The sequence below is a fragment of the Streptomyces sp. NBC_01390 genome, assembly GCF_045040105.1.
GTDB lineage: Bacteria > Actinomycetota > Actinomycetes > Streptomycetales > Streptomycetaceae > Streptomyces.
Window position 1 is genome coordinate 8,148,966 of record NZ_CP109551.1, and the last position, 14,760, is coordinate 8,163,725.

Consider the following 14,760-nt stretch of genomic DNA (forward strand, 5'->3'; position numbering starts at 1 on the left):
GAAGAATATGACCAGCACATTCAACTACCGTCTTCGCGGCCCGTTCGGAGGCTTGGCCGCAGACTTGACGGGGAATCATCAGGTTCCTGGCGTACACAAGGAATTTTGCCTGCAAGTTTACCGTGGAGTGTGGTTGACGCCTCCCGATGGGATCAATTGGCGTGATGCCGCGTGGCTCTCATTCGGGCTCTCGGTTCATGCACCGAACCTCTCTGCCGCTCACCCGGACGGTTTGATCATCAAGGTCACGTCGCTTACCTTTCCCCTCGCCCACTTCAGATCAGAAGTGGCGGCATTGGCGATGGATGGCTGGGTCAGGGAGGAATTCGGCCTCCCGGACCAAGATATGCACGCCGTTTCCCGTGAGGGGGGAGGGGGCTACGCGTTTCACTGGGGAGAACACCCGGAGCCCTTCTCGGATGCCGACTTCAATTAGTTCAACGACTCACGACCAGCACTCGCAACTACGCCCCGCATACGACTGTTTTCGTCTAGGGCCGACTGGGCCTCCGTCACCACATACCCGATGGCGCGCTCTGGGTTTACCGAACCATCCCATGGGGCGCCGCATCGTCAACAACGCCTTGCCACAGACGGCGAAAGCGCTCAACGCAGGAGCCGGGTCGCGCTGATGGACATTCGCGCCGCAGTGACGGGCTTCCGTGGCGCGGAGCCGCTTCCCGGCCTGCCCGACAGCTGGCACTGGTCGCCGGCTCCCAGAATCGACTTCGCGGGGGCGCTGTCCGCCGACGGTAAACGGCTGCTCCAGCTGAGCGGCCGTAATTCCTACGACCAGGACCTCGCTGTCAGCACCCTCCGTTTCGCCCGGGACCACGAGGACGCCCTCTTCGCCCGTAGTCCCTTTCTGGGCTCACTCGACGGCTTCGAACCGCCCGCCGGCCATCGCTTCGACGCGGTCGTCGGCATCGCGCCCGAGGTCCACCGCTTCTACCGCGTGGAGAACCCGGACCTGACCCCGCACGTCCGGCTGACCTTTCCGGCGTACGCCTGCGAGTTCTCCGGCGACGAGACGCTGGACGAGGCCGTCACCTGGTACCGCATGCTGCGCCTCAACCATCTCGGCCGCGAACCTCTCCCCTTTCTGAAGATGCGGTACGCCAACACGCGAACCCGGGGCAGGAGCACGAACCCGGGACGGGGTTTCACCGAGCCGACGCGGCTCGTGGAGGAGCTGCGGCTGATGGACGGGGGAACCGGGAGCTTCGTGGAGTTCGAGAACCGGCACGGCGACGTGTGGCGTGCCGAATGGCACGGATCCTGGTTCGTCGCCGAGTGGAACACCCAGAACGGCACACCGAGGGAGACGGGGCTCGATGAACTCGTCGGCTTCGCCATCGCGAGGCTGTACGTCTGAGGCGGGCAGCAGGCGCCCTCTACACCTCCCCCGGGGTGAGCAGAAGCGACCAAACCCCTTCGCCCCCGGACCGAACACATCGCGCCCATACGTGACTTCGGGCCGTCTTCCCCCTGCCGGACGACCGAACCCGCCCATCAGCCCCGGAGGGCGTCAGTCGCCGTCGAGTTCCCTTGCCGCCCGTCTCATCCGCCATGGCGGCGCCCCTGACCAGCGTTTCTGACGCAGGCACTTCCACGGCGACCCGAGCCCGTCCCGTGGTCCTGACACATGTCAGGACCGCAGGCGAGCCGGTCCTCCTACCGTTCGAGGTGTCGCAGGGGTTCGGGGGAAAGAGGGATGAACATGGCCGGACGCACCAGGGCCCGTCCAGGGTGGGGCAAGGTCGTGGCCGCGCTGCTGCTCTGTCTGGCAGCCCCGGCGCTGTCGGCCTGCACGACCGCACCACCACCCCCGTATCCCAGGACTACCGTCCCCACGACCACCCTCCCCGGGCCGACCGTCGCCGCCCGCGCGCTCACGTCCGCCGAACGGCAGACCCTGGCCAAGGCCGAGGCGCTCCTGACGCGGAACTGCATGGAGGAGCGGGGATTCTCCTTCCACGTCGTCGAGGAGCTGCCGGAAGGGGTCGACCGCCTCTTCCCGTACGTTGTCGACGACGAGGGCTGGGCCGCCGAGCACGGCTACGGCAGCGACATCCAGCGGGAACGGGACACGCTCGCCGCGAAGAATCCGAACCAGCTCTACTTCCGGAGCCTCTCCGCGGAGCGCAAGGACGCCGCCGTGGACGCGCTGAACGGGCCGGAGCCGACGGGCCTGGAAGCGCGGGTTCCCGGCATGGGCACGGTCCAGCACAGCGATCAGGGGTGCGAGTCCGAGGCGCAACGGTCCCTCTACTCGGACCTGCACAAGTGGTACAGCGCGTGGAAGGTGACGGACGCTCTCGAACGGTCCGTACCGCCCGCGGTCGCACGGGACGAGCGCTTCACGGCGGCGGTCTCACGGTGGTCGACGTGCATGCGGACCAAGGGCCACTCGTACAGCTCCCCCCTGGAGGCACGTCAGCGGTTCCTGCGTTCGGCGGGCGAGTCCCGCGTCGCCGAGATCGCGACCGCGAGGGCGGAGGCCCAGTGCGCAGGCACCTCGGGTCTCGCGAAGACGGCCCGCACGCTCGCACTCGCCGAACGGGCGAGGACCGAGTCCGACCATTCCACCGAGTTCATCAACAGGAAGACGCTGGAGTCCGGGGCGCTGAACCGCGCCCGGGACATCGTCAGGACCGGCTGACTCCCCCCATCAAAAAATCTCTGAGAGGTATGAGGAAATGAAGCGACTCACCCTGCTCGCCACCAGTGCCGCGATGCTTTTCGCGACAGTCGGCCCGGTCTCAGCCGCGCAGGCCGCGGACGGACCGGCCGCCGCGCCGCGCGTGGCCGCCGCCGCGGAGGACGGCAGGCTGCACGCGTGGGCGGACCCCTACCAGAGGGGCGCCCACTGCTCCTGGTCGGGGAACAATCGTGACTGGGACTACGGCGACGACGGCGTGACGGGCAACTGCCGGCCGATGCGCAACCTTGCCTCGTCGCTGGAGAACCGCGGGTTCGGCGGCGGTTACGACGACGTCAACCTCTACTACAACCAGGACCAGGGCGGGGTGTACGCCTGCCTCGGTCACGGCGACGCGTGGCAGGACCTTTCGCGAGGGGACTACATCTTCAACAACGGCCTGCCGTGGTGGGAGGCGAAGAACAAGTCGGTCAACGACAACATCGCCTCGCACTCCTGGACCGACGGCTGCTGACCGGCTGAAGCCGACCGTGCCGGGGACGGGGCCCGGCACGGTCCCACCGTTGTGACCGCCGTGTCCTGGGTAGCGCGAGGACGATGTTGGACGTGGTCCGGCTCGGGCCCGCTGACGATCAGACCCCGTCCGCCGCCGGAGAAGCCGACGGAGGAGCCGGGGTGGCACTCTTCGCCGCCTGCCGTGACCTCAACTCCCCTCTGAGGACGTATGCCCGGAAGGCCGCGAAGGCGAGAAACAGGACGCTGAAGCCGAACATGCCCCACCCTCGGCCCTTGACGGTCCAGTAGAAGCTGGAGCAGCTCAGGGTGAGGCAGATGGTGATGACCAAGGGCTCACGGATGTACCAGGGGAGGACGCGGAAGAGCAGGTTGAGAAGCATCCGGGCAGTGGATCAGGCGTGAACCGCACGCGCTGTGACGGAGGCCACAATTCCGCGGATGATGTTTAGACGTGATGTTGTCGAACGTGTGAAGAATCCTGGTAGATCCACTCTCGGTGCGTGCGCCGGCTTCGGTCACCGGCCCCAGTCAACTACCCTCCCCGGCACCCGACTTGTGGCATATTCGCCTTACTCTCCGTCGATCAAGCTCCACCTTCCGTTAGTTGATCTAGAAGATTCGGTGTTGAGCGGGCCATGCCGTGGATAAGGTGCTGATGCAAGAGGACGTCACAGGGGCGATCTGAGGCGGTGGCCGACCACCCCGTCGCAGTGAACGGGGTGGTGTGCAGCGTGCCGACCGCGATAGCCGTCACCAGTTCCGATCTGGTGCTCCCACCGCATGACCGGCAGACCCCGCCCGCCGCCGTCCCGTCCCTCGACAGTCTCGACGGCGCCCTCATGGGGATGCACACGCTCATCGAGCAGCACGGGTACGTCATCGCCCTCTACCCGGCGTCCACGGACGCGGCCCTCACCCGACGGCTGCACACGGTGCGTTCCGTCCTGGAGAGTGACCGGATCGCGCTGCTCGCCGTCGATCTGCCGCCCCTCGGACTCGCCCTGCTCGCACAGCAGTTGAGGCAGCTCTCCATGTGCGACTTCAGCCCCGGGGTGCTCGCCTCCTCTGCCCGGCTGCTCGCCCACTACATCTACGCGGGCGCCCACCTCGGCTCCGTCGCCAAGCTCGACCGGGTGCCCGTGTCGCTGAAGTCGCACGCCAAGTCCTGGGTGCCGGGCGCGCAGTTCGCCGTACTGGCCAATCCGCGAGCCCAGCTCGTACGGGTGGGCCAGGAGGAGCTGGCCGGGCCCGAGTTCGGGACGCGGCTGCTCGTCGCGCAGGGGCAGGCGCCCTCCGACTGGGTCACCTCCACCCTCGCACCCGCCTGGCGTGTGCAGGGTGTCGCACCCGTTCCGCTGCCCGCGGAGTCCGCTCGCTGGTGGGGAACCGGGAAGATCGTCGAGTTCGCGGCGGGGCTGCACGACGTCTCCGTGCTCTACCAACTGGTCTCCTCCGTACGCCGCGAGGAGTGTCACTGGTGCGGTCTCGAACTCATCGGAGACCGCTGCGGATTCTGCGCCGCACCACTCGCCCCGCCTCCGGAGCTTCCCGCGGCCCTCGAACGGGCAGGAACCCCGGCAGGAGTAACAGGAACAACAGTACGAGCACTGCCCCGAGGTACGACGTAAGAGACGTAGAAGACGTGTCCGTCCCCACCCCCGATCGAGGTTGTCCGCGTCATGAACTCACGCCAGCGCCGCGGCGTCGTCCTGCTGGTCCTCTCGGCCCTGTGCGCCATCGGCGCCTTCGTCGGGGTGCTCTCGGTGATCCGCGACGTGAACTCCAAGGTCGGCCCGGAGGTGACGGCGTACCGCCTCAGGAGCGACATCGCGCCCTACAAGGAGCTCACGGCCGACCAGTTCGAGAAGATCTCCATGCCGAAGCGGTGGCTGTCGGCGACCGCGGTCACACGTGTCTCCCAGATCCGCGGCAAGGTCGCGGTGACCCGGCTGGAGAAGGGTTCGCTGCTGCAGACGGACATGATCGTCGACCGGCCCGCCCTGGCCGCCGGTGAGCAGGAGATCGCGATCATGATCGACGCGTCGACGGGTGTGGCCGGAAAGATCGACCCGGGGTCGCTCGTCAACATCTACGCCACCTTCGAGTCCAAGGACAGCGAGAAGGGCGTCGACGAGGCCAAGCTGCTCGTCACGAACGCGCGCGTCATCGACGTCGGCAAGATCACCGCCCTCGAACCGGGACAGTCGAGCAACGAACGCCGGCGTACGTCGACGGAGGCCGTCCCGATCACCTTCGCGCTCAAGACACCGGACGCCCAACGTGTCGCGTACGCCGAGTCGTTCGCCGAGCACGTCCGGCTGTCCCTCGTCGCGGGCGGCGAGCTGACGGCCGTCCCCGGCGCCGCCGACCGTACGTACACCCTCGAGAAGGACAAGTAGGAGGCCGGCATGAGGTCCGTACGTACGAAGCCGAAGCCGAAGCCGCAGCCGAAGTCGCACTCGCAGCCCCGGCGGCGGTCGCAGCGACAGTCGCAGTCGCGGTCGCAGGCATGCCTGCCGAGGGCGCGCCGATGACCATCCGCATCCTCGCCGCCACCCCCGACGTCGAGTCCGCCCGCGCCCTGAGCACCCTCCTCAGCCGGCTCCCGGACGCCGAACCCGCCCCGCCCGTCGCCGACTCGACCGCGCTGCTCGACACGCTGGCCCGGATGGCCGCCGAGTCCCTCGACGAGTTGCCGGAAGTCGTCCTCGTGCACGAACGGATAGGGCCGGTCCCGGCCCTCGACCTCGTACGCGACCTGGTGATGCGGTTCCCGGCAGTCGGGGTCGTCCTCATCACCGCCGACCCCAGCACCGGCGTCCTCACCGCAGCCATGGACTCCGGCGCCCGCGGCATCGTCCAACTACCGCTCGGGTACGAGGCGTTGGCCGAGCGCGTACAGGCGGCGGCGGCCTGGTCGTCGGGCATGCGGCGCCATCTCGGCAGCAACGCACCGGAGTTGTACGCGGGACCGGGCGGTACGGTCGTCACCGTGACCGGCGCCAAGGGCGGCGTCGGCGCCACCGTCACCGCCGTCCAACTCGCCCTCGCGGCAAGGGCGTCGGGGCATACGGTCGCCCTGCTGGACCTGGACCTGCAGTCGGGGGACGTGGCCTCCTACTTGGACGTCCAGTTCCGCCGGTCGGTCGCCGACCTGGCCGCGATCACGGACATCAACCCGCGCGTCCTCCAGGACGCCGTCTTCACCCACGACACCGGCATCGGCCTGCTCCTCGCCCCCGCCGAGGGCGAACGGGGCGAGGAGGTCACCGACCGTGTGACCCGCCAGATCGTCGCAGCCCTGCGCTCCCGCCACGACGTCGTGATCGTCGACTGCGGCGCCCGGATGGACTCGGCCACGGCCGCCGCCGTCGAGATGGCCGACCACGCCCTGCTCCTCGTCACCCCGGACGTCGTCGCCGTCCGCGCCGCCAAACGCATGGTCCGCCTCTGGGACCGCCTCCAGATCCGTAAGGCCGAGGAGACGTTGACGGTCGTCAACAGGCAGTCCAAGGGTACGGAGATCCAGCCCTCGCTCGTCGAGAAGGTCACCGGCACCAAGGTCGCCCGCGCATCGATTCCGGCCGCGTTCAAGGAACTTCAGGGCGTCGTGGACGCCGGACGGCTCCAGGACCTGGACAGCAGATCGACGGTCAAGCAGGCGCTGTGGGCGCTCGCCGCGGAGCTGGGGCTCGTCGTCGTCCATGAGGGCGGCGGTGGCAGGCGACGGAAGTCATCATCGTCGTCCGACCGGGGCTCACTCACGCTCCGACGGCGAGCGGAGAAGGGCGGCGACCGAGGGGCGATCACCCTCGAATTCGCGGGCATGTTCCCGCTGTTGCTCGTCGTGATGAGCATCCTGTGGCAGTGCGTGCTGTACGGCTACACGTACTCGTTGGCCGGGAACGCGGCGGACGAGGCGGCTCGCGCGGCCACAGCGGCGTACACCCTCGACCCCGGAGGCTACGAGGGAGCCTGCGAGAGCGCCGGCAGCGAGCACCTCCCCGGAGCCTGGAACGGCGCCGCGATCAACTGCGGCCCCCAGGGTGAGGTCATGAAGGCCACCGTGAGCGCCCAAGTCCCGCTGTTCTTCCCGGGGTTCGACGTCAACTGGACGGTGAACGGTGAGGCGGGAGCGGCGCTGGAGGGAGACGAGGGCGGATGAGGACGAGGAGCCTTCGGGGCCGACTCGCGAACCGGGTCCGGGAAGAGAGGGACCGAGGTTCCTCCATCCTGGAGTTCACCGGTTTCCTCCCGATCCTCATCGTCATCGGCCTGGCCTGCATCCAGCTCGGCCTGATCGGCTACGGCATCAACCAGGCCGGCACGGGGGCCCGCGCCGCGGCCCGGGCGACCTCCCTCGGGGGCGACGGACAGGCGGCGGGTGTCGCCTCCGTCAGCGACTGGCTCAACCCCCAGGTGGACGCACCGCCGGGCGCGGGGGACACGACCACCGCGACCGTGACCGTGACCGTCCCCGCGATCATCCCGATCTTCGACTCCTGGCCCGTGACCCGCCGAGCCACCATGCCCAACGACGACGACGGCTGAAGCCCTAAAACGGCTGAGGCCTGAACGGCTGACCTCAGGCCAACGACCGAGACGCCGCCTCGACCGAACCGAGCAACACATGCCGACTGGAGAGGAGTTGAGACCGAGACCATGAGCCTGCGCTCCCGCATAGCCTCCGCCGACGACCACGGCAACGGAACCGCGCGCGAGGACGGCCACCTCGTCGCCGTCTACCGTGCCAAGCTCCTCGAAGAGATCGACCTTGCGGAGATGTCGAGCCTCGCAGCGGCCGAACGACGCGTCCGCCTGGAACGCGTCCTCGGCCACATCATCAGCCGTGAGGGCCCGGTCCTCTCCTCCGCCGAACGCTCGCAGCTCATCCGGCGGGTGGTCGACGAAGCCCTCGGCCTGGGCGTCCTCGAACCGCTCCTCGCCGACGCGTCGATCACCGAGATCATGGTCAACGGCCCCGACTCGATCTTCGTGGAACGAGCGGGCCGCGTCGAACAGCTCCCCATGCGCTTCGCGTCGAGCGAGCAGCTGATGCAGACCATCGAGCGGATCGTCTCGACGGTCAACAGGCGGGTGGACGAGTCGAATCCGATGGTCGACGCCCGGCTGCCCACCGGCGAACGCGTCAACGTCATCATCCCGCCGCTCTCCCTCACCGGCCCGACGCTCACGATCCGCCGCTTCCCCCGCGCCTACACACTCCCGGAGCTGATCGGCCTCGGCTCGCTCGACGAGCAGATGCTGATGCTTCTCGCGGCGTTCGTCCGCGCCCGCTTCAACGTCATCGTCAGCGGCGGCACGGGCACCGGCAAGACCACCCTCCTCAATGCCCTCTCCGGCCTGGTCCCCTCCCACGAACGCATCATCACCATCGAGGACTCGGCCGAACTCCAGCTCCAGCAGGAACACGTGATCCGCCTCGAATCGCGTCCGCCGAACGTGGAGGGCAAGGGCCAGATCACCATCCGCGACCTGGTCCGCAACTCCCTGCGTATGCGCCCCGACCGCATCATCGTCGGTGAGGTCCGAGGCGGTGAGACCCTCGACATGCTCCAGGCGATGTCCACCGGCCACGACGGTTCGCTGGCCACCGTCCACGCCAACTCGGCGGAGGACGCGCTGATGCGGCTGCAGACCCTGGGCTCGATGTCCGAAGTCATGATCCCCTTCGAGGCGTTGAAGGACCAGATCAACTCGGCGGTCGACGTGGTCGTCCAACTCGCCCGCCATGTCGACGGTTCCCGCCGTATCGCGGAGATCGCCCTGCTCGTCTCCCACGGCCGCGAACAGTTCCGCATCGCGACCGTCTCCCGCTACGTCACCCGACCGACCGGCCCCGACCGCCGCGCCCAGGGCTACTTCGAACACCTTCCGGTGCCCCGCCCGGTCGCCGAGAAGCTGTACCTGGCGAACGAGTCGCTGCCACCGGCGTTCGGAGTGGCCGAGGTGCTCGACGTGACGGACACGAGGCAGGCCATCGGATGAACACCCGGACGACGAAACCGACCACGAAACCGACCACGAAACCGACGACGACCAGGACGACCGTGCGGAGCGAGAAGCCATGAACAACTCGGTCCCGCTGGCGTTGGGCGCCACCATGCTGTGCTGCACACTCGCCGTCGCGGGCGTGCACACGTACGCCACCGGCCGCGCCCAGCGCCAGGCGCTCGAAGACCGTCTCTCCGGAGGCGGCGCGCTGCACACGGCGGCAGGCCGCGTACGCCGGTTCGCGACCGTCGACCGCCGACTGCGCCGCACCCGCCTCGGCCGTACGATCCACCTGCGTCTCTCGGCGACCGGACTGGACCTGACAGCGGGCGAGTTCTTCACCTACGTCACCGCGGTCGGTGTGGCGCTCTGGCTGCTGGCAGCAGCCGTACTGGCCCCCTTCTTCGGCCCGATCGCCGCGCTGGTGACGATCTGGGGCGCGGCGATCTTCCTCAACTGGCAACGCCAGAAACGCATCGAGGCGTTCATCAACCAACTCCCCGACGTGGCCCGACTGCTGGCCAACGCGACAGCGGCCGGCCTCGCGCTGCGTACGTCACTGGCGATGGCGGCGGAGGAACTGGAGGCCCCCGCGGGCGAGGAACTGGCGCGGGTGGCCGACCAGTTGAGCCTGGGCCGGACGGTCGACGACGCGTTGAGCGAGCTTGCGGAACGCCTCCCGTCCCGCGAACTGGTCGTACTCGTCACCACGTTGGTGCTGGCCAACAAGGCGGGCGGCTCGGTGGTCAGCTCGCTGCGCAACCTCACCCAGACCCTCGAAGACCGCAAGGAGACCCGTCGCGAGGTCCGCACGATGCTGTCGGAGGTCAACGCCACGGCATTCACGGTCCCCTGCCTCGGCCTCGGCTCACTCCTCCTCATCAACTCCTCGAACGAGGGCGCGTTGGAGAAGGTGACCGGCTCCGGCCTGGGCCAGGGCCTGATCCTCCTCTCCCTGGGCCTGTACACGGTCGGCTTCTTCGTCATCCGCCGCCTGGGCAAGATCGAAGTGTGAGGGGGGAGTTCACTGTGCTGCTGCCACTGCTGCTGGCCCTGTTGATGGCGATCGCGGTCGCGGGCGTCCTGCTGGGCATCCGCATGATCCGAGCCGACGTCAAACTCCCCTCCGACCTGCAACTCGCCCTGGAGGTGGGCGGCACCCGGGTCTCGAAAGCGGACTCGGCGGTCGACCGCATGGGCATACGCTTCGCGCCCCTCGTCCTACGCCTGATGGGCCCCCGCCGGGTCGACGCGAAACGCCTCCGCATCGACATGGCGGGTAACCCCGGCGGCCTGACCATCTCCCGCTACGCGGCCCGTCGCGCGGTCTACGTCTCCTTCGGCGTCCTCATGGGCCTGATCTTCCTCACGAACGGCCAACTGCTCCTGGCGGTCGTCACGTTCGTGTTCGGAGCGACGGCGTCGGACCTCGCGATCTGGCAGGCGGTACGGGAACGCAAGGAGGTCATCGACCGCACGCTCCCGGACTTCCTGGACGTACTCGCGGTGGTGGTCTCGGCGGGCCTGGGCTTCCGACAGGCCCTGGACCGGGTGGCCGAGAAGTACGAGGGCCCCTGGGCGGACGAACTCCGTATCACCCTGCGCCAGATGGACATGGGTGTCAGCCGCCGCCAGGCCTTCGACGAGCTGCGCAAGCGCAACTCCAGTGAGCAGGTGGCCCAGTTCGTCTCGGCGCTCCAGCAGGGCGAGGAACTCGGCTCCCCGATCGCCGAGACCCTGATCCAGATCGCGGCGGACATGCGCCGTACGGACGCCCAGGAATCCCGCCGCCGCGCCGCGAAGACGATCCCCAAGGCAACCCTCGTCACCCTGGTGTTCATGCTCCCGGCGACGATGATCCTCATCGCGACCGGCATGTTCCTCGGCTCGGGTACGAACTTCGGCTCGATTCTGGGGCGTTGAGGCCATGAAGGCGTGGGTGACGGACATGCGACGGCGTGTGAGGCACGGCCGGGGCTACGACCCGACCGCCGGCTACCTGGCCGACGACGCCCCCGCGCCTGCCACCGTCCGCCTCCAACTGAACGCCCTCCAGGCCCTGTGCCGCCAGACGTTCGCCGTACGCATGACGATGCTGGCCCTCGGCACCCCCTTCGCGATGACCAACACGGCTCAGGGGCCCCCGCGTTACGCGGTCCTGGCGGCGGCGGTCCTGGGCATCACGGCCTCGTACGCCATGTACCGGGACTGGGACCGCCTGGCCCCCCGCCTCCTGGCCCACCCCACCCTCATGGCGGCGGACCTGATGTTCGCGGCGATACTCCTCCTCATGGCGTCCCCCGCCTCCCCGCTCGCCTACGCCACGGTCTGCACCCCGCTCCTCGCAGGCCTCCTCTACGGCTGGCGCGGCTCAGGCGTCTTCACGGGCCTGCAACTGGTGGTGCTCCTCACCGTCCACCGAGCCTGGGAACACCGCCCGGGCACCGGCACCAGCACCCTCCTCATAGCGGGCTTCTGCATCGGCGCCGGCATCATCGGCGTCACGCTGCGCAACCTGATGTTCCGCTTCGGTACGGCGAGCGAGGCACTGGCGGAGGCGAACTCCCGGCTGGCGGTGGCGGAAGCGGTCGACTCGGAACGGGCCCGCCTGGCACGGGAGATGCACGACTCGGTGGCGAAGACCCTGTACGGTCTGGCACTGGCGGCGGAGGCCCTGTCGGCGACCTCGTCGGACGACGGGGCGAAACCGGAGGCGGTACGCCGCCAGGCGACCCTGGTGGCCTCGGCGGCCCGCCGCGCCGCAGCGGAGTCCCGCGAGCTCCTCACCGACCTGCGCCACCACACGGACCTGACGGCACCGGACGTGGACCTGCGCGCTGAACTGGCGCACAGGGCGGCGGAGTTCGAGCAGAGCACGGGAATCCGTACAACCCTGGAAACGCAGTCCGGACAGCTCGCCACCCTCCCGCACCGGACGGCACACCACCTCCTGGCGATCGTGTCGGAGGCACTGGAGAACACGCGCAGGCATGCCGACGCGACGAGGGTGACGCTGGAGGCGAAGTCGTCGGGGGAGGGCGTGACGCTCCGCGTCCGGGACAACGGAGTGGGCCTCCCGACCCCCCTGAACCTCGAAGAGAGCGCCAGATCAGGCCACTTCGGCGTGCTGGGCATGGTGGAACGGGCGAGGACGCTGGGCGCCGTGATTCACCTGAGCCGGTGCGAGGAGGGGGGCACGGAGATCAGCGTGGACGTGAGGTCTCCCGGCCTCGACTACGTACCCGGCCCCCGGTCCCGGAAGGAGGCCGCATCGCATGTCCACAGCTGAACGGCGGCCGGAGCCGCTGAGAGTTCTGGTGGCGGACGACAACCCGGTGGTACGGGCGGGCCTGACGGCGCTGTTGGGCGGTCACGCGGACATGGAGGTCGTCGCGGAGGCGTCGAACGGCACGGAGGCGGTGGCGGCGGCGGAGCGAGTGCACCCTGACGTGGTCCTGCTCGACGTACGCATGCCAGGCACCGACGGCCTCACAGCCCTGCCCCGGCTGGCCCGGCTGGCCCCCGTGATGATGCTGACGTACAGCAGCGAGCCGGCGGTGGTGAGGCAGGCGCTGCACAAGGGAGCGTCGGGCTACCTGGTCCACGGAGGCTTCACGACGGAGGAGCTGACGGAGGCGGTACGGGCGGTGGGGCGGCGAACCCGGTCGACGCCCGCCCCGGCTCCGGGCCGGGAGGCGGCGGATTCGCTCGGCGTTTCCTACGAACCGAACGAAAGTTCTTCGCACCTGCAACCAATTATGGCACTCTTGCGACAGACCCCAAAGACCAGGCTGGGCCACGCGACGACACTGGCCGTCCATGACCGCAACCGCCCGGACTTCGGCCTGAGTTCAAGGGAGGTGGAGGTCATGGATCTCATCGCGGCTGGGGTGAACAACCAGCAAATCGCCGCCACTTGTTTCATCAGCGAGAAGACCGTCAAGAACCACATCAACCGCATCTTCGCAAAGCTGCACAGCACGACACGGAGCGAAGCGATCGCCCGATGGCTGGGTACGGCTCGGGAGGGGTGGGAGTGATGGGGCGTACGGAGGGGGGAAGTTGGGCCCTTGGGCCCACGCGGAGTAGAGGGTCTTTCACGTACGGTGTCCGGGTCGGTAGTGGCGTTCGGCGGAAGGGCAGGCGCAGTGGACAGGTTCAACAGGTGGACGTGGACTGTCGTCTCTCGGATGCGGGGCAGACAGCGGGACGCGGGAGCCGGGTTCGTGGAGTACGCGGGCCTGATGATCATCATTGCCGGGATCTTCACACTGATCGACCAAATCGGACTGGACGGTCTGATCTCGACGGCGATTCGGACCGCGGTCACCAACGTCACAGGCGGCTGACCGCCGCACGCCTTCTGGGTGATCGTGGGCAGACGCTGCCGATCTACATCTGGCTGACGGGGATCCTGCTCTTCACCGCCGTGGCGTTCTTCGTCTTCGCCCAAGCAGCGTCCGTCCGCAACGGAGCCCAATCCGCGGCGGACGCTGCTGCGTTGGCGGCGGCACAGGACGCCCGGGACGAACTGGTGGACACGCTGACGGGCACGATCGGACAGGGCGGCGACTGGCTCGACTGGCTGAACGGCCAGGATCCGCCGGCTGTCGGGGCCACCGAGGCCGCACAGACTCTGGCTGCCGCGAACGACTCAACCGTCCAGGGCGGCGCCGAACCTGTCGTGATGGACGGCTATCCCGGATTCCGCGTCGCCGTGGAGACCAACAACACGGTCGGCGCGTCGATCATCCCGGGCACGGAGGGCATGCACGCCAAGGCCGATGCCGTCGCCGTCATCCAGCCCCGCTGCGATTTCGATCCCGCTGCGGATCCCACGAAGCCGATCGTCCTGGACTGTGACGGCCAGACCGTGAACATCGACCCCGTAGATTTCGATCCGGACGACTTCCCCGACGCGTCCGTGCTGTTCTCTGTGCATCTGGCCGAGTGAGAGGAAGTCGTACCGATGAAGTTTCGGCACACCATGAAGAGCCGTAGGGCAGTGACCGCGGTGGCGATCGCGACCGGGTTGCTCCTCACGGTGGCCGGCTGCGGGGGAGGAGACGGCGACAAGACCGACAGCAAGACGTCCTCATCGGCACCGAGCCGGACCGAGAGTGGCGGAGAAGAGAAAACGGATTCTCCGGCACCGGCCGCCGAACCGGCGCTGGCCGAGGTGAAGAGCGGCGACATCACACTCAGCGTCACTTCGGCCGTTCGGGACCAGGGAGGCTTCGTCACGGTGAATGGCACGGTCACCAACAACGGCGGGGAGTTCTGGATCGCGGCGGACTGGCGCGGTGACGAACGTGAGCTGAGTAAGAACGGTTCCTCCCTCGCCGGAGCGGCACTGGTGGACAGCAAAGCCAAGAAGAAGTACCTCGTCCTCCGCGACACCGACGGGCGTTGCCTGTGTACGAAGTTCGAGGGCGGTGGCGTAGACGGAGGCCAGACGACCGCCTGGTTCGCCCAGTTCCCCGCTCCTCCGGAGGGCTCCACCCAGGTGGACTTCCTTGTCGGTGCGATGCCTCCGGCGTCGATCGAGATCTCCGAAGGCGAGTGAC

General features: G+C 68.4%; 17 protein-coding genes. 16 read left to right on the forward strand and 1 reads right to left on the reverse strand.

The features are described 5' to 3' along the window. Nucleotides 1-7: 7 nt before the first annotated feature. The 4 genes from OG241_RS36740 (at nt 8) to OG241_RS36755 (ending at nt 3,176) form a co-directional block, all read left to right on the forward strand. Nucleotides 8-436 carry a hypothetical protein gene (locus OG241_RS36740; protein ID WP_405821629.1) on the forward strand — a complete coding sequence of 143 codons (429 nt, stop codon included), beginning with the start codon at nt 8-10 and terminating at the stop codon, nt 434-436. A gap of 195 nt (nt 437-631) precedes the next feature. Continuing rightward, nucleotides 632-1,375 (forward strand): hypothetical protein, encoded by a 744-nt coding sequence (locus OG241_RS36745; RefSeq protein ID WP_405821631.1) that lies wholly within the window; start codon nt 632-634, stop codon nt 1,373-1,375. Nucleotides 1,376-1,720: 345 nt separating this feature from the next. Further along, nucleotides 1,721-2,662 carry a hypothetical protein gene (locus OG241_RS36750; protein ID WP_405821632.1) on the forward strand — a complete coding sequence of 314 codons (942 nt, stop codon included), beginning with the start codon at nt 1,721-1,723 and terminating at the stop codon, nt 2,660-2,662. Nucleotides 2,663-2,699: 37 nt separating this feature from the next. Continuing rightward, complete coding sequence (locus OG241_RS36755; protein ID WP_405821634.1) at nt 2,700-3,176, forward strand: hypothetical protein; 477 nt, start codon at nt 2,700-2,702, stop codon at nt 3,174-3,176. Between the two features lie 118 nt (nt 3,177-3,294). On the opposite strand, the gene OG241_RS36760 is transcribed toward OG241_RS36755, so the two are convergent. Further along, entirely contained in the window at nt 3,295-3,558 is a 264-nt protein-coding gene (locus OG241_RS36760; RefSeq protein ID WP_405821636.1) for a hypothetical protein, read from the reverse strand. 351 nt (nt 3,559-3,909) lie between these two features. On the opposite strand from OG241_RS36760, the gene OG241_RS36765 reads away from it, so the two are divergent. From OG241_RS36765 to OG241_RS36820, 12 genes are all read left to right on the forward strand, one after another. Then, on the forward strand, nt 3,910-4,806 hold the full coding sequence (locus OG241_RS36765) for a hypothetical protein (RefSeq protein ID WP_405821638.1): 897 nt from the start codon (nt 3,910-3,912) through the stop codon (nt 4,804-4,806). Between the two features lie 51 nt (nt 4,807-4,857). Then, the gene (gene cpaB, locus OG241_RS36770; protein WP_405821640.1) at nt 4,858-5,577 is read left to right on the forward strand and encodes a Flp pilus assembly protein CpaB; all 720 of its coding nucleotides are present in this window, start codon (nt 4,858-4,860) and stop codon (nt 5,575-5,577) included. A gap of 131 nt (nt 5,578-5,708) precedes the next feature. After that, complete coding sequence (locus OG241_RS36775; protein ID WP_405821641.1) at nt 5,709-7,343, forward strand: CpaE family protein; 1,635 nt, start codon at nt 5,709-5,711, stop codon at nt 7,341-7,343. Beyond that, a complete protein-coding gene (locus OG241_RS36780; RefSeq protein ID WP_405821643.1) occupies nt 7,340-7,729 on the forward strand; it encodes a TadE/TadG family type IV pilus assembly protein in 390 nt (129 codons plus the stop codon). The genes OG241_RS36775 and OG241_RS36780 overlap by 4 nt, the downstream gene beginning before the upstream one ends. 111 nt (nt 7,730-7,840) lie before the next feature. Beyond that, nucleotides 7,841-9,187, forward strand: coding sequence for a CpaF family protein (locus OG241_RS36785; RefSeq protein WP_405821645.1), 1,347 nt, complete (start codon nt 7,841-7,843; stop codon nt 9,185-9,187). A gap of 79 nt (nt 9,188-9,266) precedes the next feature. After that, on the forward strand, nt 9,267-10,208 hold the full coding sequence (locus OG241_RS36790) for a type II secretion system F family protein (RefSeq protein WP_405821647.1): 942 nt from the start codon (nt 9,267-9,269) through the stop codon (nt 10,206-10,208). 17 nt (nt 10,209-10,225) lie between these two features. Beyond that, nucleotides 10,226-11,116 (forward strand): DUF5936 domain-containing protein, encoded by an 891-nt coding sequence (locus OG241_RS36795; protein WP_405826636.1) that lies wholly within the window; start codon nt 10,226-10,228, stop codon nt 11,114-11,116. Between the two features lie 25 nt (nt 11,117-11,141). Beyond that, nucleotides 11,142-12,482, forward strand: coding sequence for a sensor histidine kinase (locus OG241_RS36800; protein ID WP_405821649.1), 1,341 nt, complete (start codon nt 11,142-11,144; stop codon nt 12,480-12,482). Further along, entirely contained in the window at nt 12,469-13,233 is a 765-nt protein-coding gene (locus OG241_RS36805) for a response regulator (protein ID WP_405821651.1), read from the forward strand. The genes OG241_RS36800 and OG241_RS36805 overlap by 14 nt, the downstream gene beginning before the upstream one ends. A gap of 150 nt (nt 13,234-13,383) precedes the next feature. Beyond that, the gene (locus OG241_RS36810) at nt 13,384-13,542 is read left to right on the forward strand and encodes a hypothetical protein (protein WP_405826638.1); all 159 of its coding nucleotides are present in this window, start codon (nt 13,384-13,386) and stop codon (nt 13,540-13,542) included. Nucleotides 13,543-13,577: 35 nt separating this feature from the next. Then, nucleotides 13,578-14,147 (forward strand): pilus assembly protein TadG-related protein, encoded by a 570-nt coding sequence (locus OG241_RS36815; RefSeq protein ID WP_405826640.1) that lies wholly within the window; start codon nt 13,578-13,580, stop codon nt 14,145-14,147. 15 nt (nt 14,148-14,162) lie between these two features. Next, nucleotides 14,163-14,759: a hypothetical protein gene (locus OG241_RS36820; protein WP_405821653.1), complete on the forward strand. Its 597-nt coding sequence runs from the start codon at nt 14,163-14,165 to the stop codon at nt 14,757-14,759. Nucleotide 14,760 lies beyond the last annotated feature (1 nt).